We start from the raw sequence: 26,396 nt of genomic DNA, 5'->3' as shown, positions 1-26,396 counted from the left end.
AGACATGATTGCTTCTGGCCGCGGCCGTGCCGTCGAGGGCCGGGGAGGTCGCGGAATGGCCACGCCCTGCGTTGCAGAGGGGCTGCGCCGACCGTTCGCTCCATCGGGACCAGGTGGTGCAAGCTCTGGAACGACCATCCCGGGCCTCATTTCGGCTTGAACACGTCGCGCGCAACCGCGACCGCCGAAACGGCGTTCGGCCAGCCCGTGTAGAAGGCGAGCTGCGTGATCGCCTCGACGAGCTCTTCCTCCTTCACGCCGTTCTGCCGCGCCAGGGCGAGATGGGACCGCAACTGATCAGGGCGGTTCATGGCAATGAGAGCGCTGACGGTGACCAGGCTGCGGTCGCGCCTGGAGAGGCCTGGCCGCTCCCAGATGTCGCCGAACAGGACAGTGTCGGTGAGCTCGGCCAGCTTTGGCGCGATATCGCCCATCAGCTGCTGCGCCCGGGAAGGCGGCTTTGGCGTCGCCGGCTGGGCCGGGGCTGGCGCCTGGGGTTGGGCGTAGGAGGTCGTTGCGTGGCCAGCAGCGAACAGGCATGTGGCGGCGAGCAGGGCACGCGCGAGGGGGCTCATGGTGGGGCTTTCCTTGTCCGAATGAGTGGCCGCGACAGGCATGCGCCGTCGTCGTGCCGGCGAGAGTGCTGGGAGTGATCAGTCCAGCTGCTTGTCCGCCAGGAAGCGCGAGACCTGGTCCGCAATCTCGATGTTGTTCAGGTCCGAGAACGGGAAATGCGTGTTGCCCCGTATGCCGATCTCCGGCAGGTGGACCAAAGTGACTTGGCCGCCACGCTTGTTGACGGTGTCGCGCCAGATCCGAGCCATCTCCAGCCGGCCACGCCAGGCGTCCTGGGTCGGAACATCGGACGCCTTCGACGGGATATTGTCGCCGTAGAAGATGATGATCGGCAGCTTGGTCAGTGCCATGAAGTCCGACATCGGCACCGGCGTGCCTTCAAGCGTGTCGAACGCGGTCGGCACAGGCTTCGGCAGCTCGCCCTGCGGGAAGACGAAGCCGCTGCCGGGCTCGAAGGCGACGATCGCCTTGACGTTTTTGCTCTTGATCGCGGTCAGCCAGCCTGGCCCGCCGCTCTGCGAATGCGTCATCAGGATGCCGGGACCGATCCTGGCGAACAGCGCCGACACGCCATCGGAAATCAGGTTTGCATCGAACGGGCCGGTGTTCGGGGTCATGGCACGGAAATACTGGTTCAGCGTCTCCGGCTTGCGGTCGAACTGGACGCCGTCGAAATAGGTCGGCCAGATGCCGACGCGGAACTGGCCGAACCAGAACTGCTCGTCGGGAGTCGGCTTGATAGTCGCCTCGACCGTGCTGCGGCCGGCATTGCCGCGCCGCGGCTGGTCGATGAGATAGGTCGCGAAACGGCGGCGCAGGAAAATGTTCTGGAAGCCTTCGCGCCCGTCTGGTGTCGTCTCCCAGGTCTTCGAGAATTGCCCGGCCCCGTGCCACATCACGATGGGGAGTTTCCGCGGGGCGACCGGCAGCTGGTAGAAGGCGTAGAGATGATCGCCATGGAAGGTCTGCCCGGCCGGCTGCAGGGGTTTCATCGCATCGAATGTGCCCGGGGCGCTGGCGATCACGCCGCCGACCGCGAAACTGCCCTGGTCCTGAATGACCAAAGGCTCTGGCTTCCCGGCAGATTGTGAAAGCGCAGGCGTCAGACTGAGCAGACCGGTCGCGATCAGGATGGATGGAAGCAGGAATAGCGTCTTGATCGTCGGCATGCGCCCCTCGGTTGCTGCGTCAGCTTCGCGGGGAACCTAACGATCTGGCCGATATTCGATTAGGCTCAATGATTCACTAGGACAGATAAGCGGTGCTAATGAATGCCGGCGGTGCCGCGATCGCCGACCACCGCACGGAAACGCGGCTGTCCCGGGGCGGCCGCCCCTCGCTCACTCCAGCGTTACGGAGGCGGGCAGGACGTAGCGGCGCTGCAGGATTGTCTCGCCTCTCGAGCGGGAGCTTCGCTGAACGGTGTCCAGTGGGCGAAAGCCGAGTTTGAGAAGCACCTGCCCCGAAGCTGCGTTGTCGACGGCATGTCCGGAGAGAAGCTGCGACAGGCCGACTGTTCGAAACGCGAAGTTCAGGACCGCTCGTGCCGCTTCCGATGCATAGCCGCAGCCCCAGCTGGCCTGCTCGAACCAATAGCCGAGTTCCCCCTCGCCTTGAGAGATCTCATCGACGTCGATGACCCCGATGGCTCTGCCCTGGAGCTCGACCGCAAAACGATAGGCTTCTCCCGCTGCCCATTCGCGCGGATGGTCGGCGAACCATTGCGCGATGTCTGCTCGATCGGGCGGAAACGACGCCATTCGCAGCATGCGCGTCACCTCCCAGTCCGACTGTATTTCAAAGGCGCGATCAGCATCCGCGAGGCTCGTTGGGCGCAGAACCAGGCGATCCGTTGTCAAATGTTGCGGAGGGATGCGAGCCATAGTCTACCGCCAGCTGATCATCATGAGTGCCACCAAGGCCATGACGATAAGCCCGTCGTGATTGCCCGCAATGGGCGACATCGGGCCCCGCCGCACCGTCCTGCCTAGGTCCGTATTCGGCCAAGAGGCCGACGTCCGGCACTGGCGCGACCCGGCGGGATGCGGCCGGACGCGCGATCGACCAGCCCCTCGGCTCCCTCGTGGGCTGTGACTTTTCCCTCGAATGCGCCCCCCCTTGGGCCTGGAACCCCTTGGTTTCAGGCGTATTCCGGGCGGCGCGGTGTGAAGACGTCAAGATTGAGCACGGGCTCGTCGCCGACGACCTCGCCCCAATGCTCGACATTGGACGGGATCACGACGAGCCCGCCGGGGCCGACGAGATGCTCTTCGCCGCCGATGAAGAAGCGCAGCGTCCCACTCACGATATAGGCGATCTGCTCATGGGGATGGCTGTGCGGCCTGGGCTCATGGCCAGGCATCAGCCGGTGCAACGCCACTGTCGCGGCACTACCGGAGAAGGCCTTGCGGTCCACGCCTGGACGCACTGGCGTCCACGGAATCTGGCTCCAGTCGATCTTGTGAATGTCCATGGTGGATCTCCCGATTGAACAAGAGCGACCGTCCGGGCGGTCGGGTGCGTCGCTTGTCTACTTGGCCGCGCCGAGGATGCCGGACGGCCGGATGAACAGGAAGAGCAGCAGCACCGACAGCGCCGCGACGTTCTTCAGGCCCGCGCCGAAGCCGACGATGGCGAGTGCCTGCAGCAGGCCGAGCAGCAACCCGCCGAGAAAGGCGCCGAAAGGCCGCCCGAAGCCGCCGACGATCGCGGCGATGAAGCCGCTGATCGCGAAGGGCACGCCGACATTGAAGGCGGTGTACTGCGTCGGTGTGATCAGGATGCCGGCAATGGCGCCGAGCGCCGCGCTCAGCGCGAAGGCCAGTGCCAGCATGCGCGCGACCGGGATGCCTTGCAGCGCAGCCGCCTCGCGGTTGATCGAGCAGGCGCGCATGGCCTTGCCGGTCCGCGTCAGGCCGAAGAAGGCGGCAAGCGCTGCGACGATCGCAAGCGATCCCCCGACGATCCAGATCAGCTGGTAGCCAATCGCGACGCTACCGATCATCAGCGGCGGGAGGTCGGTGAAGACCGGCAGGGTCTTGGGCTGGTCGCCGACTGCGATCAGCGTCAGCCGCTCGATCACGATCTGGGCGGCCAGCGTCGCCAGGATCATCACGAACATCGTCGCCTTGCGGTTCCAGAGCGGCCTGACGACGACGCGCTCGATCGCCACGCCGAGCACGGCGACGGCTGCGATCGCGATCAGGGCGGCGACCGGCAGCGGCACGCCGTTACGGGCGAACAGCACCTGGGTAATCATGCCGCCGAGCATCACGAAGGCGCCTTGCGCGAAATTCACGATGCCGCTGGCGTTGTAGATCACGCAGAAGCCGATGCCGATCAGGCCGTAGACGCAGCCGATGCCGAGCCCGCTGACGAGCACTTGCGGGATATAGGACAAGTCAGCCATGGGCCGCCTCCTGCGTGCCGGGCGTGTCGGTGGAAGACTTGTTCAGGGAAGACTTGTCCGAGGAGGACTTGTTCGAGAAAGACTTGCCGGTGCCGAGATAGGCCGCGATCACGGCCGGGTCGGCGCGGACCTCGGCCGGCGTGCCCTCTGCGATCTTGCGGCCGAAATCCACCACGACGACGCGGTCGGCGGTATTCATCACCAGCGTCATGTCGTGTTCGATCAGGAGCACGCTGGTGCCTTCGTCGGCGATGCGCCGGATGGTGCGCGAGAGCACGGCTGATTCCTCGGTATTCAGGCCGGCCGCCGGCTCGTCGAGCAGGATGAGCCGTGGCCCCGCCGCCATGGCGCGCGCCAGTTCAAGCATGCGCTGGCGGCCATAGGGCAGGCCCGATGCCGGTTCGTCGGCCATCCCTGCGAGACCGGCGAAGGCGAGGAGGTCGCGCGCCCGGGCTTCGACGGCTGCCTCCTCGCGGCGGGCAGAGGCCGGCCGCAGCAATGCCGAGAACAGGCCGGCCTTGCCCTGCAGGTGACACCCGACCTTGACGTTATCGAGCACGCTCAGATCCTCGAACAGCTTGACGAGCTGGAAGGTCCGCACCAGTCCCGCAGTGGCGATCTCCGCGGGCGGCCGGCCGGTGATGTCCTTGCCCTCGAAGACGATCCGGCCTGCGCTCGGCGGCAGGAAGCCGGAGATCAGGTTGAACAGCGTCGTCTTGCCGGCGCCATTGGGGCCGATCACGGCGGTGACGCCCTCGGCAGGGACCTCGAACGAGACATCGTCGACTGCGACGAGGCCGCCGAAGCGGCGCGTCACGCCGTCCAGGCGAAGCCGGCTCACGAGCGCCCCCGCGGGGCAAAGAGGCCGGCGAGGCCGCGCGGCGCATAGATCAGCAGCAGGATCAGCGCCGCGCCATAGGCGAGGTCCTGATAGTCCTTGAAGGCGCGAAAAGTCTCCGGCAGCAGGCTGACGATCAGCGCCCCGACCAAAGGTCCGGCGACCGTGCCGATGCCGCCGACATAGAGCATGGTGAAGGTGACGATGACCATGTGCAGCCCGAAGACCTCGGGGCTGACGAAGCCGACGACATGCACGAAGAGCGAGCCCGCGAGCGCGGCAAAACCGGCCGAGAGCAGGAAGGCCGCGAGTTTGTAGCGCGCGACGTCGATGCCGAGCGCCGTCGCCGCCTCCTCGCTGCCGGCGACAGCCGAGAGCGCTCGGCCGAAACGCGAGCGGCGGATGCGCGCTGCCGCAAAGGCGCAAGCCGCGACAACCAGCGAGAGCAGGATGAGCTGGCCGCGGTCGGAGGTGATCTCATAGGGACCGATCCCGAAGGGCGGGATGCCGGAGATGCCCATATAGCCCTGCGTCACCGACTGCCATTCGACGGTGATCTCGTAGGTGATCAGGCCGATGGCCAGCGTACCCATCGCGAGGTAATGGCCCTTCAGCCTGAGCGCGGGATAGCCGACGATCGCGGCGGCAATCACGGCCGCGACGATGCCGAGCACCATGGCGGGCAGGGGGCTCCAGCCATGGGTGGCGGTCAGCACGGCGGAGATATAGCCGCCGATCGCGGCGAAGGCGTTCTGCCCGAAGGAAACCTGCGCGGCGAAGCCCATGAACAGGTTCAGCCCGGTCACGAAGACCGCGTAGATCAGCGCAAAGGCGACGACCGTTGCGGCATAGCCGCCCACGATCATGGCATAGCCGACGACGAGCCCGGCGAAGAGCCAGGGCAGCAGGCCCACCAGCCTGAGCGGGCGCCGTTCAGGCGAAGTAATGCTGAGCGAGTTCGTCATGGGAGGTGATGTCACGCGGATCGAGTTCGGCGACGATGCGCCCGAGCGAAAGCAGGTAGACGCGGTTGGCAAGTTCGAGCGCGAGCGGCGCCTTCTGCTCGACCAGCACGATCGCCAGGCCTTCGCGGTTCAGGAGGCCGAGCGTCTCCAGGATTTCCTCGGTGACGCGCGGCGCGAGGCCGAGCGAGGGCTCGTCGAGCAGCAGCAGCTTCGGCCCGGCCATCAGCGCACGGCCAAGGGCGAGCATCTGCTGCTCGCCGCCGGACATGGAGCCTGCGGCCTGTCCGAGCCGTTCCTTCAGGCGCGGGAACAGGGTCAGCACGCGCTCGCGCCGGCGGTTGAATTCGGCCTTGTCCCGCAAGCGATAGGCGCCGAGTTCGAGATTGTCGGCAACGGACATCGGGGCGAAGAGACCGCGCCCCTCCGGCACCAGCACGATGCCGCGCGAAGCGACCGCGACTGCATCGTGCCGCGACAGCGCCTGGCCCCGGAAACGGACCTCGCCGCTATTGGCGGAGAGCCCCATGATCGCGCGCAGCAGCGTCGACTTGCCGGCCCCGTTGGGGCCGAGCACGGCGACGAGTTCGCCCTCGCCGATGTGCAGATCGACCCCGTGCAGCGCCTCGACATGGCCATAGCGCGCCGAGAGGCCGGTCGCGGCCAGGATCGGCGGAGCAGCGCTCGCTTCTATCTTGGTCGCGACCGCGAGGCTCATTGCACCACCTTGACCTTGCCGGCTTCGATGGTGGCCAGCACAAAGGGGTTCTCGGTGATGCCCTGATGCAGGTCCGGCCGGAAATTGTAGATGCCGGTCGTGCCCTGGAAGCCGGTCAACTCCTCATAGGCGGCGCGAACCTTCTCGCCCTCGAAGGACTTCGCCTTCTCGATCGCGGCGACCGTCAGCATGACGCCGTCCCAGCCGCGCGAGGCCCAGTTCGGGTCGCGATCCCTGTATTTTTCGCGCCAGGGCTCGAGGAAGGCCTTGATGCCGGTCTTGAGGGTGCCCTCGGGCAGCGCCTCATAGACCTGCGACGGCGAGGCGACGAAGAAGAACTTGTCGCCCAGCACCTCGGAGACCGGACCGAACACGGCCAGGTCCTCGAGGCTCGTCAGCAGCAGCATGTCGGCGCCGAGCTGCTTGATGTTCTTGGCCGCGGTCAGCGTCGTGCCGCCGAGCCCGATCTTCAGGATCGCTTCGGCGCCCGCCGAACGCGCCTTGCTGATCTGGACGCTGAGATCAGGGTCGTCCTGCTTGTACTGATCGACAGAGACGACCTCGAGGCCGTACTTGGCCGCGTTGCGCTCGGCCACGCCCTTCTGGAGATTGGCGTAGGGGGTCGGGTCATGCAGCACCGCGATCTTTCGGATCTGCGTCTTTTCCTTGAGGTATTCCAGGCGCTTGTCGACCTCGAAGCCGGCCGGCGGCAGGGTGGTGAAGGCCCAGGGCAGGTGCTCGGCCTGCTGCGGCAGGATCGAGCACAGCATCATCGGCACCTTGGCGCGCAAGAGCAGGCCGGCGGCCGCGAAATTGCCGGCCGAGACGCAGCCGCTGACGAAGACGTCGACCTTGTCCGAGCTCAGCATCTTCCGATAGACGGTCACCGCCTCCTGCGGCTCGGATCGGTTGTCCTCGACGACAACCTGGATCTTGCGGCCCATGACGCCGCCCTTGGCGTTCACCGCCGCGGCCGCCAGTTCAACGCCGTCGCGCCAGGCGCGATCGACCGTCGCGGCATAGCCGGTCAGACCTGCCGAGACGCCGATCTTGTAGGGCTCCTGCGCGCGGGCGGGCGCCGCGCCGACCATCGCGACGCTTGCGGCGATGCCGGCCGCAAATAGGGTCTGCTTCATCAACTGTCCTCCCGGTTTCCCTTGGCTTCGACTGGTCGCCCCGGTGCGGGGCTCCGCCTTTTTCTTGGTCTTGTGCAACGATCTGGTCTTGCGCCCGATGGCAGTTCTCAGGCCGCCGGCTTGCCGTAGCCGCCGCCGCCGGGCGTCTCCAGCAGCACGACGTCGCCGGCCTTCATCGTCAGCTTCTTCGCCTCGCTGACGGATGTGCCGTTGACGAGGAAGCGCCCGGGCGCCCCCGGCAGGCCGCCATCGATCCCGTCAGGCCCGCGTTCGAGCCGGCTCGGCACCGCGTTGAGCAGCCAAGCATGGTCGGTACGCATGTGAAACTGGATGATCTGGCCGTCCCCGCCCTGCATCCGGCCCTTGCCGCCGGACCCCGGCCGCAGTTCCTTGCGGTCGAAGACGATCGGCATCGCTGCTTCCAGGATCTCGATCGGCACAGCCGCGACCCCTGTCGGATAGCAGGTGGCGCTCGGCCCCGGCTTGCCGGCGCGCGCGCCCATGCCGCCGGAATAGTTGAACATCGACGAGGTGAAGGGTTCGCCGCTCGGACGCCGGCCCTGGATCTGAATGGTCCAGACCGCGCCTGATCCTTCCGCCAGGACCCGTTCCGGCATGACCTGATGCAGCGCCTTCAGGATCGGCATCGGGACGTACATGCCGACCACATGGCGCGCATTCACCGGCGCAGGATAGGCGCAGTTGATGATCGAGCCCACGGGAGCGCGGACTTCGATCGGCGCGAGCGAGCCGGTGTTGTTCGGCAGGTCCGGATTGAGGCAGGAGCGGATCGCGAAGGTCGAATAGGCGTGGGTGTAGTTCAGCACCACGTTGATGCCGGTCGTCGTCTGCGGTGAGGAACCGTCGAAGTCGACGATGATCGAACCGCTCTCGGCATCGACGGTGACGGCGCTCTTCAAGGTGATGATCTCGCCGCCGGGAACGTCGAAGACGGCCTCGCCATGATAGGTGCCGGGCTTCAGCTTGCGGATGGCGTTGCGCGTCGCCTCCTCGGAGCGATCGATGATCTCGTCGGACAGGGCCTCGATGTCCTCGATGCCGTAGCGCTCGCACAGCGTGATCAGGTGCTCGGCGGCGGCCTCGCCGGAAGAGACCTGCGCCGACAGGTCGCCGAAGACGGCGTCGGGCGTGCGCACATTGCGGCGGATGATGTCGTGCAGCATCTCGCTCGGCTTGCCGCGCTCGTAGAGCTTGAGCGGCGGGATCCAGAGGCCTTCCTCATGCACGTCGCGGGCACCGGCGCCGATGCCGTAGCCGCCGATATCGGTGTGGTGGATGGTCGAGCCGATATAGGCGAGCAGTTTGGTGCCGTTGAAGATGGGCGTCAGGATCGTGATGTCGAAGAAGTGCCCGGCCGAGAGCCAGGGGTCGTTGGTGATCAGCACGTCGCCGGGTTCGCACCGCCCTTCGAACAGGCGCACGAGATGGGCTCCCGCGATGGCGAGCGAGTTGATATGGCCGGGTGTGCCGGTATTGGCCTGCGCCACCATGCGTCCGCGCTGGTCGAAGAGCGCGCAGGCGAGGTCGCCGGCTTCGCGCACGATCGGGCTGAAGGCGATGCGCTGCAGCGCCTTGGCGCGTTCGTTGACGATACCGATCAGGTTCGACCAGAGGATTTCGAGTTCGACTCCGTCCATCGGATTTCAGCCTTTCGTGGCGACGATGCAGCCGAGCGCGTCGATCGTCGCGCTCCAGCCCGGGGGCAGCGCGGTCGTGGTCTCGCGCTCCTCGATGATGGCGGGGCCGGCGATGGTCTGGCCGGTGGCGAGGGCGGAGCGCTCGTAGACCGGCACCGACTGACCGTCTTCCCAGGCATGGACCGGACGATGACGCTTGGGTGCACCGGCTGTGTTCTGGGGCCGGGCCTGGCTGTCGAAATGCGGCAGGGGACCGCGTGCCACGACGCGCCAGGTCACGAGTTCGATCGGGACATGCGAGGGGTTGACGCCGTAGAGGGTGCGATAGGCCGCCTCGAACTGTGCCGTCAGCGCTGCGCTGTCACGGCTCTTGCGCGGGTCGGTCTCGAAGATGATCGTGACCTCGTGCTGCTGGCCGACATAGCGCATGTCCGCGCCGATGAGGATCGTGACGTCGGACGCCGCGCAACCGGATACGCCGAGCGCCGTCAGCCCCTCGCTCTCGAGCTCGCCGAGCACACGATCGACGCGGCCCCAGTCGAGATGGTCGACCCGCGTCAGGTCGCTGCGCACCAGATCGAGCCGGACCGGCGTGACGAGCGTGCCGAAGGCCGACAGCACGCTCGACTGCGGCGGTACGATCACGCTGGTGCTCTGCAGCAGGTCCGCGACGCCGCAGGCGTGCAACGGACCGGCCCCCCCGAAGGCGAAGAGCGGCAGGCCGCGATAATCGACGCCGCGATCGGTGGCGTGGGTCCGCGCCGCCGAGGCCATGGCCTCCGTGACGATGCGGTAGATGCCGCGCGCCGCCTGGACGGCGTTGAGGCCGAGCGCATCGCCGAGCCGCGCCATCGCGGCGTCGCAGGCTGCCTTGTCGAGCGACATGTCGCCGCCGAGGAAGTTCTCGGCATCGATCAGGCCGAGCACGAGATCTGCATCGGTGACGGTCGCGTTCTTGCCGCCGCGGCCGTAGCAGGCAGGTCCCGGATTGGAGCCCGCGCTTTCGGGCCCGACCTTGAGCAGGCCGAGATCGTCGACATGGGCGATGCTGCCGCCGCCGGCGCCGATCTCGATCAGGTCGATCGAAGGCACCGTGACGGGCAGGCCGCTGCCTTCCCGGAAGCGGTAGCGCCGGTCGACCTCGAACAGCCCGGTGATCAGCGGCGTACGGTTCTCGATCAGGCAGGCCTTGGCCGTGGTGCCGCCCATGTCGAACGACATCAGTCGATCGATACCGAGCAGCTCCGCATAGTGGCAGGCAGCAAGGGCGCCGGCTGCCGGACCGCTCTCGATCATGCGCACGGGATTTTTGCCCGCTGTCTCGGCGCCGACGACGCCGCCCGAGGACAGCATGATCAGCGGCGTGTTGGCGAAACCCTCGACGCGCAGCCGGTCGCTCAGCCGCTTGAGATAGGGCTGCGAGATCGGCATGGCGTAGGCATTCACCGTCGCCGTCGAGGCGCGCTGGTATTCGCGGATCTGCGGCGCGACCTCGGCCGAGGTGCAGATGAACACGTCGTTGAGTTCGCGAGAGAGGGCAGCCGCGACCGCGACCTCGTTTTCAGGATTGGCGAAACTGTTGAGGAAGCAGATCGCGATGGCGCGAGCACCGGAGGCGCGGATCTCGGCTGCGAGTTCGGTAATGTCCTCGGCTGCCGGAGCAAGCGCGAGGGTGCCGTCTGCCAGGACCCGCTCCTTGATGCCGAAGGTCAGCTCGCGCGTCACCAGCGGCTCGGGGAACTCGATCTGCGGATCGTACATGTCATAGCGGTGCTCGTTGCGGATCGAGAGCACGTCGCGGAAGCCCTCCGTGACGACGAGCGCCGTCGGCAGCCCCTTGCGCTCGATCAGCGCGTTGGTGACGACCGTGGTGGCGTGGACCACGACACCATCGATCGCGCCGGCCGCGATGCCGGCCTTGCCCAGCACGGAATCGACACCCCGGAAGAAGCCCTCCAGCAGGTCGTGGTGGGTGGTCAGTGTCTTGTCGACGCTGAGGCTGCCGCGGGAGTCGCGCAGGACGATGTCCGTGAAGGTGCCGCCGATATCGACGGCCAAGGAATAGGTCATGATCTCAGTCTTTCCAGGTCAATCCGCGCGAGATGCGTGCGGCTGCGCCGACGACTTCGCGGATCTGTTCGGGATCGGGTTCTGGCGCGATGAATTGCGTGGAGCCGACGATGGCGATCGAGCCGACCAGCGCCTTGCGGTGGTCGAAGACCGGGGCGGCCAGCGTGTTGACGCCGGTGATCACCTGGTCGGGCGCAGTGGCCCAGCCGCACTCGCGGACGCGTGCGATTTCCGCCAGAAGCGCCTCACCGGAGACGATCGTGCTCGGCGTCCACGCCTTCAACTCGCCGGCTGCAACGGTGCGACTGCGTTCCGGCGAGCCGAAGGCGAGCCAGATCTTGCCATGCGCGCTGGCGTGGAAGGCGAGCCGCGTGCCCGGCCGCATCGCGAATTCGATCATCGTGCGGCCCTGGATCAGCTCGAGGACGATCAATTCCTCATCGATCACGTCGCAAAGCGTCACGGCCTGGCCGGAGCGGTCGCGGAGCGTCATCAACTCCTCGCGTGCTGCCGAGACGATATCGAAGCGCTGTCGCAGCGCCTCGCCGAGGACCATCAGCTTGATGCCGGCATCGTAGCGGCCGGTATTCGGATCCTGCCGGACGAAGCCGTGGCGCTGAAGCGTCACCAGATGCCGGTAGATGGTGGCCTTGGAGGAGGAGAGCGCCTCGGCAATCTGCGCCAGTGCGACGGGGCGGCTCTGCAGGACCAGATACTCGACTGCCTGCAGGGCGAGGTCGAGCGTGCTTGTGCCGGCAGGCACAGCTTTGGCGGAGGCTTTGTCGGTATCGAGCGTCAAGGAGCGTCCCTCTGTGTTTCATTTCATATAATGAAACATCATTTTGTTATTTGATATGCTATGGTTTGATCGAGCGGGCTGTCAAGCGTCAGTCGGATCGCCGAGATGGCTGGAATGCTGACGGGACGTCGGCATGGGCGCCAACGGTCACGGCGGCCTTCCCCAGATGTGAAGGGCGGGCACCGGTGGTCCCACTGCTCGTCTATCGATCACGTAGCGATGGCGCGCCGATGCGGAACCGCAGGTTTCGCTGCGCGGTTTCCCGACATGTCCGCCGCGACCTCAGGACGTCAGGGCAGGGTAGGGGATAAGGCCGGATCGCCTCTTGATCGGGTCATGCTATCTAATTAACATGATAATCATAAATCCTGCGTGGCGGTGTGGTCCTGCGCCGTTGCTGAAGCCAGCCCGCCGCGTCGCCATCCCCCTGGCAATCAACTCTCGAAGACGTCGATCTCGGCCAAAGGCACGAGGCGACAGAAGGACCGGATTCATGCTTGCCCCCAGATTCGTCAGCTTCTCCGCTGAAAACCGCGCCGGATACGGCCTGGCCGTGGAAGGGGGCGTCATTGACCTGTCCAGCCGCTTCTCGGCTCGGTGGCCGAGCCTGAAGGAGGTGGTAGCCGAGGGCGCCTTTGCGAAGCTTGCCGACGCGGCGGCGGGGCTGTCTCCGGATCTGCCGTTCCAGGCGATCCGCTACGAGCTTCCGATTGCCGCGCCCGAAAAGATCATCTGCGTGGGCGTCAATTTTCCCGACCGCAACGCCGAATACAAGGATGGCCAGGCCGCCCCGGCCAATCCCTCCCTGTTCCCGCGCTTTCCCCGCTCCTTCACCGGTCATGACCAGCCGCTGATCCGCCCGCCCGAGAGCGTGCAGCTCGATTATGAGGGCGAGATCGTCATCGTCATCGGCAAAGCGGGGCGCCGCATCGCCGAGCGCGACGCGCTGAACCATGTCGCGGCCCTGTCGCTTTGCAATGAGGGGACGATCCGGGACTGGGTTCGGCACGCCAAGTTCAACGTCACGCAGGGCAAGAATTTCGACCGCTCGGGCTCCATCGGGCCATGGCTCGTTCCCTTCAGCGATGAGGCGCAGATCGCCGATATCGCGCTGACGACCCGCGTCAACGGCGAGCTGCGCCAGGAGGACCGGACCAGCCGGATGGTCTTCTCCTTCCGCCGGATCATCAGCTACATCTCGACCTTCACCACGCTCGTGCCGGGCGACATCCTCGTCACCGGCACGCCGACCGGGGCAGGGGCTCGCCTGGAGCCGCCGGTCTGGCTGAAGCCCGGTGACGTCGTCGAGGTCGAGGCCGAGGGGATCGGCCTTCTCCGCAACACCATTGCCGACGAGGCCTGATCGATGCTGAACGCCAATGAAATCGCCGCCGCGGCGCTGAGCCTCGACGAGGCCGAACGGACGCGCCGCCAGACGGGGCTGATGTCGCTCAGGCATCCTCAGATGACGATGGATGACGCTTATTCCATCCAGGGCGCCTGGGTGAAGCACAAGATCGCCGCCGGTCGAAAGGTGATCGGCTGGAAGATCGGCCTGACCTCCAAGGCGATGCAATACGCGCTGAATATCGACATCCCGGATTCAGGCGTGCTGTTCGACGACATGATGTTCGCCGATGGCGACAGCGTGCCGAAGGACCGCTTCATCCAGCCGCGGATCGAGGCCGAGATCGCCTTCGTGATGAAGGCGCCGCTGAAGGGCCCCAATATCGGGATCTTCGACGTGCTCAATGCCACCGACTACATCACTCCGGCGCTCGAGATCCTCGATACCCGCATTCTGCGCGTCGATCCGCAGAGCGGGAAGGCCCGCACTATCGTCGACACGATCGCCGACAATGCCGCCAATGCCGGCATCGTCGTCGGGGGCCGTGCCATGCGGCCGGACCAGGTCGATCTTCGCTGGGTCGGCGCCATCGTCTCGCGCAACGGCCAGGTCGAGGAGACAGGGCTCGGAGCTGGCGTGCTGAACCATCCCGCCCGTGGCGTCGCCTGGCTTGCGAACCGGCTCGCCGCCTATGGCGACCATATCGAGGCCGGCCAGATCGTCCTGGCGGGCTCCTTCATTCGCCCGGTGGAAGCGCGGCATGGCGACACCATCACCGGCGATTACGGCCCGCTGGGCAGCGTCAGCTGCTTCTTCGAATAGGCAGACGCCTGTCGCTCCCTCTGCCCTAAGGGCAAGGGGCGGCGTCCCCGGAGGGCGGCCACGGCCCCCGCGGCGCCGTGTCGCGCCGGCGCCGGCTTGCGGCGTTCGGCTCCAGTGGTGGAGTGCTGGCGGGGGCGCCGCACCGCATGCGTTCGGCAGGGGAGCCGTCGGCTCTCCATGCAGCCCCGGTCATGGCGACGGCAGCCCCGGCGCGTAGTCAAGCATCTGACAAACCAGATCAAATCGGAATGGGAATGCAATCTCTTCGGCTCCCCGCTCCGATATAATTAACTTGATAATTAACTTGTTATGTGAGATCGGGGCCCGGTTTTCGGAGCGGCCCCGATCGCGATGACCGCTCCGTAGGAATTGCTGGGAGAATTGGAATGCTCGGATATCTGCGCAACAAATGGACCCTCGCTGCCGGCTGCATGCTGGCTGCCGTGACAGTGGCTTCGGCCCAGAGCGGCGACACGCAGAAGACGATCAAGGCGCGCGGGCTGCTCAATTGCGGCGTGTCCAGCGGCGTGCAGACCGGCATGAGCACGCTCGACAGCGCAGCGAAATGGAATGGCTTCGAGGTCGATTTCTGCCGTGCCGTCGCCGCCGCCGTGCTGGGCGATGCCGAGAAGATCAAGTTCGTGCCGCTCGAGATCAAGACGGCGTTCGCCACGCTCCAGTCGGGCGGCATCGATCTGCTGGCGCGCACCGCCACGCATACCTTTGTTCGCGATATCGAGCTGAACGTCGCCTGGCCCGGCGCCTATCTCTATGACAGCCAGGGCTTCCTGGCGAAGAAGTCGCTCGGCGTCAAAAGCGCCAAGGAGCTCGATGGCGCGTCGATCTGCGTCTCCGCTGGTTCCAATTACGAGCTGAACCTCGCCGACTATTTCCGCAAGAACGGCCTGAAGTTCACCCCGGTCGCCGCCAATTCGCGCGACCAGAACGAGAAGAACCTCGAAACCGGGCGTTGCGACGTCTATGCGAATGTTCTGAGCGCCCTGGCCGGAGCCGTGTCGAAGCTCGGCAAGCCGGATGACTGGGTCGTGCTGCCCGAGTTGATCTCGATGGAGCCGATCGGCCCGGTCGTGCGCAAGGACGATAGCCGCTTCCGGGATATCGTCGGCTGGACGCTCAATGCGCTGATCGCCGCCGAGGAGCTGGAGATCACCCAGGCCAATGTCGAGAAGCTGAAGGCGAGTTCGACCTCGCCGGAGGTCCAGCGCCTGCTCGGCGTGACCGGTGATTTCGGCGTCAAGCTCGGGCTCGGCAATGACTGGGCGCTCAACGCGATCAAGGCCGTCGGCAATTACGGCGAGATGTTCGAGCGCAATCTCGGCAACAAGAGCCCGATCAAGCTCGAGCGCGGCCTCAACAACCTTTGGAACAACAAGGGCCTGATGTCGTCGCCGCTGCTCCGCTGAGCGAAAGGCGCGAGGCCGGCGCCAGCCGCCGGCCTCGATCTCCCCACACGCAGACAAGCCGGACAATGACCACCACACCTGCCGTTCGATCATCTCAGCGTACTGCGCTGCCGGGACGCCGCCGCGTCATGGGCTGGGTCTTCCAGGCGCTGCTCGTGGTCGCGCTGGCCTGGGTGGCCCATGTCGCCATCGGCAACCTCTACGACAATCTCGCGGCCCGCGGCCTCAAGCTCGGGTTCGACTTCCTGTGGCAGGAGGCGGGCTTCGAGATCGCGTTCCACCTGATCCCGTATACGTCGAGCGACAATTACTGGCGGGTCTTCCTCGTTGGCATCACCAACACGCTGCTGGTGACGGCGATCGCCATCGTGCTCTCGACGATCCTGGGCTTCGCCATCGGCATCGCGCAGCTCTCCGGCAACTGGGCCGTGTCGCGCGCCGCTCGCATCTATGTCGAGCTCGTCCGCAACCTGCCGCAGCTCCTCCATATCCTGATCTGGTACAATGTCGCGCTCCGGGCCTTTCCCGCTCCGCGCGTCGCCGTCGGTATCGGCGACATGGTCTATCTCTCGAACCGCGGCGTCTTCCTGCCGGCGCTGACAAGCGATCGCCCGGGGCTCCTGGTCATCGCCATCCTCATTGCAGTCGTTGCGGCGCTCGCCCTGTTCCGCAGCCTGACCTCCTATGCCGAGCGCACGGGGCGTTCGGTGAACGCCTGGTTGCCGTCGCTGGCGGTGCTCGTGCTCCTGCCGGTCCTCACTGTCGCGCTGACAGGCACGCAGGTCTCGGTCTCCGTGCCGCAGCTCAAAGGGTTCAATTTCATCGGCGGCTGGGCCCTGGTGCCGGAGCTGACGGCACTCGTCTTCGCCATGGCGATCTACAACGCTGCCTTCATCGGCGAGCTGGTACGCGCCAGCATCGAGTCCGTGAGCAAGGGCCAGCGCGAAGCCGCGGCCGCGCTCGGCTTCGGCTGGTGGTGGACCTTGCGCTTCATCGTGATCCCGCAGGCGGTGCGCGTCCTGCTGCCGCCCCTGTCGAACCAGTATCTCAATATCCTCAAGGGCTCCTCGCTCGCGGTGGCGATCGGCTATCCCGATCTCGTCGGCGTCTTCACCGGCATCAGCATCAACCAGACCGGCCGCGCCATCGAGATCGTCGGCATGACCATGGCCGTCTATCTCGCGATCAGCCTGCTGATCGGCGCGCTGATCAACCTGTTCAACCACATGACCAGGATCGTCGAACGGTGACCGAAGCCGCCCTCATCTCCGATACGCCGCGCCGCCCGGCCGCCCATGCCGGTGCGCCGGCCCGGATCGCGCTCTGGCTGCGCCGGCGCATCTTCGCCTCCTGGCGCGACGCGTTGCTGTCGCTCGCGGTCGCCCTCATCCTCGGGGCGATCGCCTGGACCATCCTGCCCTGGGCGCTGTTCAAGGCGACCTGGACCGCTGCAAGCCGGGCCGATTGCGTGCCGGGCGGTGCCTGCTGGGGCTTCGTTGCAGCCAAGGCCTCGCAGTTCATCTACGGCTTCTACCCTCCGCTGGAACGTTGGCGCCCGGATACCGTCTTTGCCCTGCTGATCGCCGGGCTGACCTGGCTGATGGTGCCCCGCATTCCGGGGAAGGGCTATGCCGGCCTGTTCATGATGGTGGTCCTGCCGGTCGTCACCTTCGTCCTGCTGCATGGCGGGGTCGCCGGGTTGCCGGTGGTGCCCAGCGACAAATGGGGCGGGCTCCTGCTCACGCTGATCCTTGCCGTCTCCGGCATCAGCTTCTCCTTGCCCTTCGGCGCGCTCTTCGCGCTCGGGCGGCGCAGCCAGATGCCGCTGGTCCGCTGGTTCTGCATCGGCTTCATCGAATTCTGCCGCGGCGTGCCCTTCATCACGGTGCTGTTCATGGCCATCGTGATGCTGCCCTTCTTCCTGCCTTCCGGCATGAAGCCTGATCCGCTCGCGCTCGCCGTGGTCGGCATCATCTTCTACGAGGCTGCCTACATGGCCGAGGTGGTGCGCGGAGGCCTGCAGGCGCTGCCGAAGGGGCAGTACGAGGCGGCCATGGCGCTCGGCTTCGGCTACTGGCGCACGATGCTCTACATCATCCTGCCCCAGGCGATCCGGAAGGTCGTGCCCGGCATCGTCAACACCACCATCTCGCTGCTCAAGAACACGACGCTGGTGATGGTCGTCGGATTGTTCGACCTGCTCAACATCGTCTCCGCCGGCGTCGCGGACCCGCTCTGGGTCGGCTCGCAGGCCGAGGGTTACTTCGTCGTCGGGCTGGTCTTCTGGCTCATGAGCTTTGGGCTGTCCTGCTACAGCCGCGCCATCGAGGGCGGCTTCGCACGGGCCGACCGGGCCTGACCGCATCGGGTATTGCAATCATGGAAAATCCCATCATCCGGCTCGAGAACGTCGATAAATGGTTCTCGCAGTTCCACGTCCTGCGCGGCATCGACCTTGCGGTGAAGCAGGGCGAACGCATCGTGGTCTGCGGCCCGTCGGGCTCGGGCAAGTCGACGATGATCCGCTGCATCAACGGCCTCGAGCACTATGAGGGTGGCAGGATCACGGTCGGCGGCGAGACCGTGTCTCAGGGCGACGACAATATCGAGAAGATCCGGCAGCGCGTCGGCATGGTCTTCCAGTCGTTCAACCTGTTCCCGCATCTGTCGATCCTCGACAACCTGACGCTCGGCCCGATCAAGCTCAGGCGCCTGCCGCGCGCCGCGGCGGAAGCCCAGGCCATGGAGCTGCTCGAACGCGTCCATATCGGCCAGCAGGCCCGCAAGTTCCCGAACCAGCTCTCGGGCGGCCAGCAGCAGCGCGTCGCTATCGCCCGGGCGCTCGCCATGGAACCGGACGTCATGCTCTTCGACGAGCCGACTTCCGCTCTCGATCCCGAGATGGTCAAGGAGGTCCTGGACGTGATGATCGAGCTCGCCGGCACCGGCATGACGATGATCTGCGTCACCCATGAAATGGGTTTTGCGCGCGCCGTGGCTGACCGGGTCGTCTTCATGGATAACGGCGCCATCGCCGAAGTCGGGACGCCGGACGCCTTCTTCTCTGCGCCGCGAACCGAGCGCGCCCGCCAGTTCATCCAGCAGGTCATTCACTAACCGGCCGGCCCAGCCGCAGCCATCATTCCAGTCCGGAGCCTGAACCCCGTGAGCACGACGCCTTCCGCCGCTTATCCCTATCGCCTGCGCATCCCCGGGCCGATCTCGATCCCCGAGCGCGTGCGCAGTGCCACCGCGCTGCCGATCGTCAACCATCGCGGCGCGCAGATGCGTGTCGTGCTGGGCGAGATCCAGCGCCTGATCAAGCCGCTCTTCGGCACGCAGGCGCCGGTGCTGGTCTTCGGCAGCTCCGGAACCGGCGTGATGGAGGCGAGCCTCGTCAATATTCTCGCTCCCGGCGAGAAAGTGCTGGCGCTGGTCCACGGCCAGTTCAGCGAGCGCTATGCCCAGATCGCGCGGGCACTGGGCGCGCAGGTCGACGTCATCGAGAGCGAATGGGGGCATGCGCCGACCCCGGCGCGGGTCGCCGCCGAGCTCGACAAGGCCGAGTACCGCGCCGTGATCGCTGTCCATAACGAGAGCTCGACCGGTGCGGTGACCGATCTTGCCGGCATCGGCGCGCTCCTGCGCGAGCGCGAGACGCTGTTCCTCGTCGACTCGATCAGCGGGCTCGGCGGCATGGAGCTGCGCCAGGACGAGTGGGGCGTCGACATCGTCGTCACCGGCTCGCAGAAGGCGCTGATGTGCCCGCCCGGCCTCGGCCTCGCCAGCGTCAGCGACAAGGCCCGCAAGGTCATCGAGCGCACCGACCGCTGCCCGCGCTTCTACTGGGACATGCGCAAGGCGCTGGCCGTCGTCGACAACCAGGAGACCGCCTTCACCTGCCCGGTCTCGTTGCTCTTTGGCCTGCACGAGGCGCTGAAGATGATTCACGAGGAGGGGCTGCCGCAGGTCTTCGCGCGGCACGAGCGGCTCTCGGGCGCGCTCCGCGCCGGCTGTGTCGCGCTTGGCCTGCCGGCTTTCGGTGATCCTGCCGTGGCCTCCCAGACCGTTGTCGTCGCGTCGGTGCCCGAGCCCCTGACGGGCGGGGCGATCGTCAAGCACCTCAACGAGACCTACAACACGATGATCGCCGGTGCGCGCAACCGGCTGAGCGGCAGGGTCATCCGCATCGGCACGATGGGCCAGATCAGCGAAGCCGATATCCTGACCGACCTGCATTTTCTCGAACGCACGCTTGTTGCGCTCGGTCACCCCGTCCCCTCAGTCGGTGCCGGCATCACTGCCGCCGCTGCCGCCCTCCGCTAATCCAGCAACGGATCGTATCCATGCCTCATATCTGGGTCGAGTATTCGACCAATCTCGAAGCCAGCGTCGACGTGCCCGCGCTGCTGAAGACCGTGCAGGATGCCCTGATCGGCGACGGCAGCATCTTCCCCTTCGCCGGGGCGCGCACGCGCGGCGTGCCCGTCGCGAACTATCTCATCGTCGACGGTCACCCCGATAACGCGTTCGTGCATGTCCTGCTGCGGATCGCGGCCGGGCGCTCCGAGGCCGACCGCAAGACGGCGGGCAGCCGGGTGATCGAGGCGGTGAAGGCGCTGCTCGCCCCGGTCAGCGCGTCGCGGCCCCTCGGMATTTCCGTGCAGATGGAAGAGGCCGATGAGACGGTCAATTTCAAGACGAGCAATTACCGCGAGTATTTGAAGCAGCGCGGTATTCCAGAGAAGATGTCGGCCTGAAAAGGGCGACTCGGCAGGCCGGAAAATGGGGCTGGCCAGGCCATTCCTGGCAGCGGGGGGATTGATGAGCGACCGGACGCCAGCCGAGGGCCTGGACCTGCCTGCCGAAACCGGGCAGCCGGCAGCGCGCGTGCGCCTGCGCCATTTCTCCAAATCCCTGCCGATGTCCCTGCTGCGGGCCCGGGAAGCGGTGATGCGCCATTTCCGTGCCAGCCTTCGGCATTTCGGCATGACGGAGCAGCAGTGGCGCGTTCTGCGCGCCCTGACGGCCGTGAACACGATCGAGGTGACGGCGCTGGCGGAGGACACGTTCCTGCTCGCGCCCAGTCTTTCGCGCATCCTGAAGGACCTCGACGAACGCGGCCTCATCCTGCGGCGCACCTCGCAGGCCGATCTGCGCCGGGGGCTCGTCTCGATCTCGCCGCTGGGTCTTGAGCTGATCGAGCGGGCCGGCGTCGAGTCCGAGGCGATCTATCGCGAGATCACGGGACGTTACGGCAGCGAGCGTCTTGCCGAATTGCAAAGCCTGCTTCGGCAGCTCGAAGATTGCCTGGATGGCCTGGACAGCGGCGGATCCCATGGATCAAACCGCCGGCCGGGATAAGCCCGGAGAGGCGCGCTCCCGGCGGGGATGTTCGGGTTCACCTATTTGCCGTCGAACTGCCGGTGGTCCGCCAATACGCGCTCGATCACCTGCCATGATTTGTCCGCATCGCGCTGGTTGCGATCGTGGCCGGCAACCGTGATCAGCGCCTTCCACAGGGCCCAGCCGCGGGCGCGGGCCCAGGTGTCGTCGTCGAGGGAAAGCGCGGCACGGAACATGTCGCGGCTCGCTCCGGTAAACTCCGTCCACGCGATCGCGAGGTCGCAGGCAGGGTCGCCGACCCCCGAACTCCCGAAGTCGATCACGGCAAAGAGCTTGCCATTCCTGATGAGCAGGTTGCCAAGGGCAATATCGCCATGGACCCAGACAGGCGGGCCGCGCCACTGCGAACCGAGCGCGGCGGCCCATACGCTCTCGGCCGCAGCGATGTCGGTGCGGCACCCAAGCGCTGCAAGCGCAGCCCGGGCTTCTGCATCATAGACCGCCAGCCTGCCACCCCGATGAAAATTATGTTGCCCCGCCGCCGGCCCGCCAGTCGCGTCGATGCGCTGAAGGGCGCCGAGAAACCCGGCAAGCGAGCGGGCGAACTGCGTGAGATCGGCAATCGGGTTGGTCGCGGCTGGCTCGCCGTCAAGCCAGCGATAGACGGACCATGGCCACGGGTAGGCCTCCGCTGGAGCGCCCAGGGCAAGTGGCGCGGGGATCGGCAATGGGAGGTGAGGCGCCAGCTTTGGCAGCCAGCGGCGCTCCTTTTCGACCTGAGGCGCATAGGCAGCCGCACTCGGCAGGCGGACCGACATCTGATCGCCCAGACGAAAGGTACGATTGTCCCAGCCGCCCGGCTCGATTGGCTCGATGGGCAGGTCAGCCCATGCGGGGAATTGTGCGGCGATCAATCGTCGAACAAGTCCGGCATCGATCGGGACACAGAGATCATGGTCCTGCTGCGCCATGGCTCTTGCTTACAGTCTGCACCGGGGGCTTTCCAGTCAGCCACGACGGTACAAACGCCTGCAAGGAGAGGGGGCGGGAGCAAACCTGTTTCAGCCAGGTTTGCCGGCTTCGACAGTGAGTTCGACGGCTCCGATGCCGTCCAACGCGAAAGTGTAGGTTTCCGTCTCGGTCGGAAAGCGGGTGGTGACCAGGCTGCCGGTCATGACCACATCGCCGGCACGTAGCGTCCGGCCCTTGGCCGCCAGCGCATTCGCCAGCCAGGCCAGGGGCGAGAAGGGGTGGCCGAGCACGTCCCGTCCGTGGCCGCGGTCGATCTCGACGCCATTGCGGTGGACCACGCCGGTGACCGCATCCAGCGCGGGCCATGCGCTGCGGAATTCGGAGAGGACGATGCCGCCGTTCCAGGAATTGTCGGCGACGAGCGAGAGCACGTCGAGCTCGGCATAGTCGGCGGCGCGGTCGTCGACGATCTCGATTGCGGCGCAGACGCCGCCGACATGGGCAGCGACGGTTTCGGGCGTGAAGGCGGGGCCGCCGACGGGAAGATCGTTCGCTAGGCGCACGGCGATCTCGAATTCGAGACCGATCCGCCCATAGCCGGAGATTGCGACCTTCGCGCCGGAATGGTGCAGCCGGTCGGCCAGGACGACCCCGGCGATCGGCTGGTCGATGCCGCACATCGTCTGCATGCGCTGCGAGGTCAGGCCGATCTTGTAGCCGATCCCGTCACCGAACCGGGTTTGCAGCAGCGAGACATAGCGGTCCTGCACCCTGTAGGCGTCCTCGAGCGAAGCGATGCCGCTCGCCGCCGCGAACGGGCGGAAGCGCACCTGTTCCTCGTGCTCGCGCATCAAGCGCTGCGCCAATCCATTCTCATCGATCATCTCGTTCTCCCCCAGGCCGGTGCTTCTTCGAGCCCCGGCGTCAAATTTCAAATTCTTCGCCACGGCCACGCTAGGTCGCCGCCACGATCTCGGCAAAGCGCCGCACCGCCGGCGGAATGCGCTCGGGCGCGGTATTGCCGAAGCCGAAGATGAACCCCGTCGCCTCCTGGCTCTGCAGCCGGTAGCGGGACAGGGCCGGCACATCGATGCCGCGCTGCCGGGCGGCATCGGTGACCGCGCGGTCGTCGAGCGGGCCGCGCGCATGGGCGGTCAGATGCAACCCCGCCGTCACCTCGGGAATGACCAGCCGATCGCTGAGCGCCTCACGCAGGGCTCCGACGAGGATGGCCGCCCGCTCGCGATACAGAAGCCGCATCCGCCTGACATGCCGGGCCAGCACGCCCCGGCCCATGATATCGGCCACCATCTGCTGCAGCGGCGGCGGCAGATAGCAGGAGAAGACCAGCTTGGCCCGGTAGAACAGCTCGACCAGATCGGGGGGCAGGACCAGATAGGTCAGGCCGAGCGACGGGGAGAAGATCCGGTTGATGTTGCCGATGAAGATGACGCGCTGGTCGGTATCGAGCGACAGCAGGGAAGCCAGGGGCTGGCGGTTGATGCCGATCGGGCTGCTGTAATCATACTCGATCACCCAGGCGTCCCGTGCGCGGGCCCAGGCCAGCAGCGAAAGCCGGCGCGCCATCGGCATCGTCGAGCCGTAGGGAAACTGATTGGTCGGCGAGGCGATCACCATCCGGGCGGTCTCAGTCTCCGCGCTGAAGCGATCGACGCAGAGCCCGTCATGATCGACCGCATGCGGCAGGACGCGGGCACCATTCGCCACGAGCGCGGCGACCCGGGTCGGATAGCCCGGATCCTCGACGATGACGCCGTCGCCTGGGTCGAGCAGCAGCTGGGCGAGAAGGATGAAGGCCTGTGTCGTGCTGGCGACGACCGCGATCTGCTCGGCCGCGCAGGGCACGCCCTCGTATTCGCCGAGATATTTGGCGATCTGCTGACGCAGGGCCGGGAGCCCGAGGCGCTCGCTGAAGCTGAACTGGGGCCAGGGCTCAGAGCCCCAGTATTCGGCGGTGCTGCGGCGGATGTCGCTGAACGGCAATTCGTCGAGCGCCGGGAGCAGGGGGCTGAGATCGTAGCCGAGCTCACGCTCGCTCGGGAGCGGCAGGCCCATCAGCGCGCTGCCACGCCTTGCCAGGATGCGCGGCTGCCGCGGCGGCCCGGCTGGGGCCGGGGCGTCCAGGCGGCGGTGCAGATCCTCCGGCAGGTCGGTCTCGATATAGGTCCCAGCGCCGGTGCGGCCATGCGCATAGCCCTCGTTCTTCAGGCGGGCATAGGCGAGCACGATCGTCGAGCGGGAGACATCGAGTTCGTCCGAGAGCTTTCGCTGCGGTGGCAGCCGTGCTCCGCGGGGGATGGCGCCGGCCACGACCATCGCACGGAGCTGCCCCGCGATCTGGTCGTAGAGCGGTTCCGGCCCGTCCCGCTCCAGCGCCAGCGCATTCCAGAACGGATAGTTGAAGGCCGAATTCATGTCCTGTTGCACCCTTCGCGAGGCCGAAAGCGTGCGCGTCGCCACCTCACCCTTCACCGGGTCGGATTGAGCCGCCCGCAGGCGGCAGGGTCAAGCGGCTCGGCGCAATTGGTCTGTACCATTTGGAAAAATTGGTACTTGAGGCGGCCAGGAGCCGCCGATACCGTCCCTGCCAATCGAGGTCGGACAGAGCCGATCCAGCAATGCAAAGGGGAGGATCACGTGTCTCGACCGGAGGCGAAGACCGTCCTCACCGCGGACGTCATCCACAAGAGCTATGGCGACTTTCCCGTTCTCAAGGGTGTCAGCCTCGCGGCCCGCGAACGGGACGTGATCTGCATGATCGGCGCCAGCGGTTCGGGCAAAAGCACCTTCCTGCGCTGCATCAATCTGCTGGAGACCCCGGAATCCGGCACGATCTCCTTCGAGGGCGAGGAGATCAAGCTCCAGCGCAGCGGAGACCGCCCGCCGGTGCTGAACGCCAGGCAGATCAGCCGAATCCGCAGCCGGATGGGCATGGTGTTCCAGAGCTTCAACCTGTGGAGCCACCTGACCGTGCTCGAGAACGTTACGATCGCGCCGATCAAGGTGCTGGGCGTTGCGAAGGCCGAGGCGATCGAACGTGCCGAGGCGCTGCTGGCGAAGGTCGGGCTGTTCGACAAGCGCTATCATTACCCCGCTCATATTTCCGGCGGCCAGCAGCAGCGCTGCGCCATCGCCCGCGCCCTGGCGATGGAGCCCAAGCTGCTGCTCTTCGACGAGCCGACCTCGGCGCTCGACCCCGAGCTCGTCGGCGAGGTGCTGCGCGTCATGCGCGTTCTCGCGGAGGAGGGGCGGACCATGATCGTCGTGACCCATGAAATGGCGTTCGCCCGCGAGGTCTCGAACGAGGTGCTCTTCCTTCACGAGGGCAAGATCGAGGAGCGCAACAGCCCCGATCAGATCTTCGGCAACCCGATGTCGGAACGGTGCAGGCGCTTTCTGCAGCGCGTTCTTTGAGGAGAAGAACCATGAGAAAGACCGCTCTCGCCCTCCTGTCGGGCGCAGCGCTGCTGCTGGCCGGCACCGCCTTCGCCCGCGAGGTGAAGATCGGCACCGACTGCACCAATCCACCCTTCAACTACCGCACCGCCAGCGGCGAACTGGCGGGTTTTGACGTCGATATCGCCCGTGAGATCGGCAAGCGTGAAGGGTTCGACCTCAAATTCGTCTGCCAGTCGCTCGATGGTGCGCTCCCGGCCCTGACGGCGCGCAAATTCGATCTCATCCTCGCGAGCCTTTCGATCACCGAAGCGCGCCAGAAGAGCATCGATTTCAGCATCCCCTACCGCTCGTCGACCGGCCGGTTCGTTGGCCCGAAATCGTCCACGCTCGCGCCCGTCACCGCCGAGGGGCAGCCCAATCCCAAGGCCCTCGACGGCAAGGTCGTCGGGCTGATCCGCTCCAGCACCTATGACCGCTATTTCACCGAACTGTTCCCCGGCGTGCAGATCTCGCGCTACGAGAACTACGAGACCCTGCTCCTCGACCTCGTCTCCGGCCGCGTCGACCTGATCATGGCCGGGCCGATCAAGATGGAGGGCTTCTTCGAGGACGCCCAGGGCAAGAACTTCAAGTATATCGGCCCTGAACTCGAGAACATCAAATATTTCGGCCCCGGCGTCGGCGTCGGACTGCGCAAAAACGAGCCTGAACTGCTCGACAAGGTCAACAATGCGCTGAAGGGCATGTTCGCCGACGGGACCTTCAAGGCGATCAACCAGAAGTACTGGAAGTTCACGGTGCTCCCCAGCGTCTGGACTCAGTGACGCTCTCCGGGCGGCGCTAGCCGCCGCCCGGCATCGCCCGCGCGGCTGACAAGGCCCAGCGCGACCTCCGCCCC

Annotated in this window: 26 protein-coding genes; 11 read left to right on the top strand and 15 right to left on the bottom strand. The window is 66.3% G+C overall.

Going from position 1 to position 26,396, the window contains the following annotated elements; all coding sequences use genetic code 11:
• Nucleotides 1-146: 146 nt before the first annotated feature.
• From AC1DGP_RS03450 to AC1DGP_RS03395, 12 genes are all read right to left on the bottom strand, one after another.
• The gene (locus AC1DGP_RS03450; protein ID WP_441488583.1) at nt 147-575 is read right to left on the bottom strand and encodes a carboxymuconolactone decarboxylase family protein; all 429 of its coding nucleotides are present in this window, start codon (nt 573-575) and stop codon (nt 147-149) included.
• Between the two features lie 78 nt (nt 576-653).
• Nucleotides 654-1,745 (bottom strand): alpha/beta hydrolase, encoded by a 1,092-nt coding sequence (locus AC1DGP_RS03445; protein WP_441504672.1) that lies wholly within the window; start codon nt 1,743-1,745, stop codon nt 654-656.
• Between the two features lie 171 nt (nt 1,746-1,916).
• Complete coding sequence (locus AC1DGP_RS03440) at nt 1,917-2,459, bottom strand: GNAT family N-acetyltransferase (RefSeq protein WP_441488581.1); 543 nt, start codon at nt 2,457-2,459, stop codon at nt 1,917-1,919.
• A 257-nt stretch (nt 2,460-2,716) separates the two neighbouring features.
• A complete protein-coding gene (locus tag AC1DGP_RS03435; protein ID WP_441488580.1) occupies nt 2,717-3,049 on the bottom strand; it encodes a cupin domain-containing protein in 333 nt (110 codons plus the stop codon).
• A gap of 57 nt (nt 3,050-3,106) precedes the next feature.
• Nucleotides 3,107-3,985: a branched-chain amino acid ABC transporter permease gene (locus AC1DGP_RS03430; protein WP_441504671.1), complete on the bottom strand. Its 879-nt coding sequence runs from the start codon at nt 3,983-3,985 to the stop codon at nt 3,107-3,109.
• A complete protein-coding gene (locus AC1DGP_RS03425) occupies nt 3,978-4,826 on the bottom strand; it encodes an ABC transporter ATP-binding protein (RefSeq protein ID WP_441488578.1) in 849 nt (282 codons plus the stop codon). Before AC1DGP_RS03425 ends, AC1DGP_RS03430 begins: the two co-directional genes overlap by 8 nt.
• On the bottom strand, nt 4,823-5,788 hold the full coding sequence (locus AC1DGP_RS03420) for a branched-chain amino acid ABC transporter permease (RefSeq protein WP_441488577.1): 966 nt from the start codon (nt 5,786-5,788) through the stop codon (nt 4,823-4,825). Before AC1DGP_RS03420 ends, AC1DGP_RS03425 begins: the two co-directional genes overlap by 4 nt.
• Nucleotides 5,757-6,503 (bottom strand): ABC transporter ATP-binding protein, encoded by a 747-nt coding sequence (locus tag AC1DGP_RS03415; protein ID WP_441488576.1) that lies wholly within the window; start codon nt 6,501-6,503, stop codon nt 5,757-5,759. The genes AC1DGP_RS03420 and AC1DGP_RS03415 overlap by 32 nt, the downstream gene beginning before the upstream one ends.
• A complete protein-coding gene (locus AC1DGP_RS03410) occupies nt 6,500-7,639 on the bottom strand; it encodes an ABC transporter substrate-binding protein (protein ID WP_441504670.1) in 1,140 nt (379 codons plus the stop codon). The genes AC1DGP_RS03415 and AC1DGP_RS03410 overlap by 4 nt, the downstream gene beginning before the upstream one ends.
• A 107-nt stretch (nt 7,640-7,746) precedes the next feature.
• Nucleotides 7,747-9,297 carry a hydantoinase B/oxoprolinase family protein gene (locus AC1DGP_RS03405; RefSeq protein ID WP_441504669.1) on the bottom strand — a complete coding sequence of 517 codons (1,551 nt, stop codon included), beginning with the start codon at nt 9,295-9,297 and terminating at the stop codon, nt 7,747-7,749.
• A 6-nt stretch (nt 9,298-9,303) separates the two neighbouring features.
• On the bottom strand, nt 9,304-11,367 hold the full coding sequence (locus AC1DGP_RS03400; protein WP_441504668.1) for a hydantoinase/oxoprolinase family protein: 2,064 nt from the start codon (nt 11,365-11,367) through the stop codon (nt 9,304-9,306).
• 4 nt (nt 11,368-11,371) lie between these two features.
• Entirely contained in the window at nt 11,372-12,166 is a 795-nt protein-coding gene (locus tag AC1DGP_RS03395; RefSeq protein WP_441504667.1) for an IclR family transcriptional regulator, read from the bottom strand.
• Between the two features lie 493 nt (nt 12,167-12,659).
• Here AC1DGP_RS03395 and AC1DGP_RS03390 point away from each other — a divergent pair, with 493 nt between their 5' ends.
• The 9 genes from AC1DGP_RS03390 (at nt 12,660) to hpaR (ending at nt 21,124) form a co-directional block, all read left to right on the top strand.
• Nucleotides 12,660-13,529, top strand: a complete 870-nt coding sequence (locus AC1DGP_RS03390) for a fumarylacetoacetate hydrolase family protein (protein ID WP_441504666.1) — start codon at nt 12,660-12,662, stop codon at nt 13,527-13,529.
• Between the two features lie 3 nt (nt 13,530-13,532).
• Nucleotides 13,533-14,336 (top strand): 2-oxo-hept-4-ene-1,7-dioate hydratase, encoded by an 804-nt coding sequence (gene hpaH / locus AC1DGP_RS03385; RefSeq protein WP_441488570.1) that lies wholly within the window; start codon nt 13,533-13,535, stop codon nt 14,334-14,336.
• 386 nt (nt 14,337-14,722) lie between these two features.
• A complete protein-coding gene (locus AC1DGP_RS03380; protein WP_441488569.1) occupies nt 14,723-15,760 on the top strand; it encodes an amino acid ABC transporter substrate-binding protein in 1,038 nt (345 codons plus the stop codon).
• 65 nt (nt 15,761-15,825) lie between these two features.
• Nucleotides 15,826-17,010, top strand: coding sequence for an amino acid ABC transporter permease (locus AC1DGP_RS03375; RefSeq protein WP_441488568.1), 1,185 nt, complete (start codon nt 15,826-15,828; stop codon nt 17,008-17,010).
• Nucleotides 17,007-18,119 carry an amino acid ABC transporter permease gene (locus tag AC1DGP_RS03370; RefSeq protein ID WP_441488567.1) on the top strand — a complete coding sequence of 371 codons (1,113 nt, stop codon included), beginning with the start codon at nt 17,007-17,009 and terminating at the stop codon, nt 18,117-18,119. Before AC1DGP_RS03375 ends, AC1DGP_RS03370 begins: the two co-directional genes overlap by 4 nt.
• A gap of 20 nt (nt 18,120-18,139) precedes the next feature.
• Nucleotides 18,140-18,877: an amino acid ABC transporter ATP-binding protein gene (locus AC1DGP_RS03365; RefSeq protein WP_441488566.1), complete on the top strand. Its 738-nt coding sequence runs from the start codon at nt 18,140-18,142 to the stop codon at nt 18,875-18,877.
• Between the two features lie 48 nt (nt 18,878-18,925).
• Nucleotides 18,926-20,086 (top strand): pyridoxal-phosphate-dependent aminotransferase family protein, encoded by a 1,161-nt coding sequence (locus AC1DGP_RS03360; RefSeq protein WP_441488565.1) that lies wholly within the window; start codon nt 18,926-18,928, stop codon nt 20,084-20,086.
• Nucleotides 20,087-20,106: 20 nt separating this feature from the next.
• Nucleotides 20,107-20,520: a hypothetical protein gene (locus AC1DGP_RS03355; RefSeq protein ID WP_476831718.1), complete on the top strand. Its 414-nt coding sequence runs from the start codon at nt 20,107-20,109 to the stop codon at nt 20,518-20,520.
• Between the two features lie 64 nt (nt 20,521-20,584).
• The gene (hpaR, locus tag AC1DGP_RS03350; protein ID WP_441488563.1) at nt 20,585-21,124 is read left to right on the top strand and encodes a homoprotocatechuate degradation operon regulator HpaR; all 540 of its coding nucleotides are present in this window, start codon (nt 20,585-20,587) and stop codon (nt 21,122-21,124) included.
• A 41-nt stretch (nt 21,125-21,165) separates the two neighbouring features.
• On the opposite strand, the gene AC1DGP_RS03345 is transcribed toward hpaR, so the two are convergent.
• From AC1DGP_RS03345 to pdxR, 3 genes are all read right to left on the bottom strand, one after another.
• Entirely contained in the window at nt 21,166-22,077 is a 912-nt protein-coding gene (locus AC1DGP_RS03345) for an aminoglycoside phosphotransferase family protein (protein ID WP_441504665.1), read from the bottom strand.
• Nucleotides 22,078-22,167: 90 nt separating this feature from the next.
• Nucleotides 22,168-22,962, bottom strand: a complete 795-nt coding sequence (locus AC1DGP_RS03340) for a 2-keto-4-pentenoate hydratase (RefSeq protein WP_441504664.1) — start codon at nt 22,960-22,962, stop codon at nt 22,168-22,170.
• A 70-nt stretch (nt 22,963-23,032) separates the two neighbouring features.
• A complete protein-coding gene (gene pdxR, locus AC1DGP_RS03335; RefSeq protein WP_441504663.1) occupies nt 23,033-24,514 on the bottom strand; it encodes a MocR-like pyridoxine biosynthesis transcription factor PdxR in 1,482 nt (493 codons plus the stop codon).
• Nucleotides 24,515-24,736: 222 nt separating this feature from the next.
• Here pdxR and AC1DGP_RS03330 point away from each other — a divergent pair, with 222 nt between their 5' ends.
• Entirely contained in the window at nt 24,737-25,513 is a 777-nt protein-coding gene (locus tag AC1DGP_RS03330; RefSeq protein WP_441504662.1) for an ABC transporter ATP-binding protein, read from the top strand.
• An 11-nt stretch (nt 25,514-25,524) separates the two neighbouring features.
• Nucleotides 25,525-26,322 carry a transporter substrate-binding domain-containing protein gene (locus AC1DGP_RS03325; RefSeq protein ID WP_441504661.1) on the top strand — a complete coding sequence of 266 codons (798 nt, stop codon included), beginning with the start codon at nt 25,525-25,527 and terminating at the stop codon, nt 26,320-26,322.
• Nucleotides 26,323-26,396 lie beyond the last annotated feature (74 nt).

Source organism: Allobosea sp. 05T433 (assembly GCF_056396065.1).
This window is presented reverse-complemented; position numbering and strand designations above follow the sequence as displayed.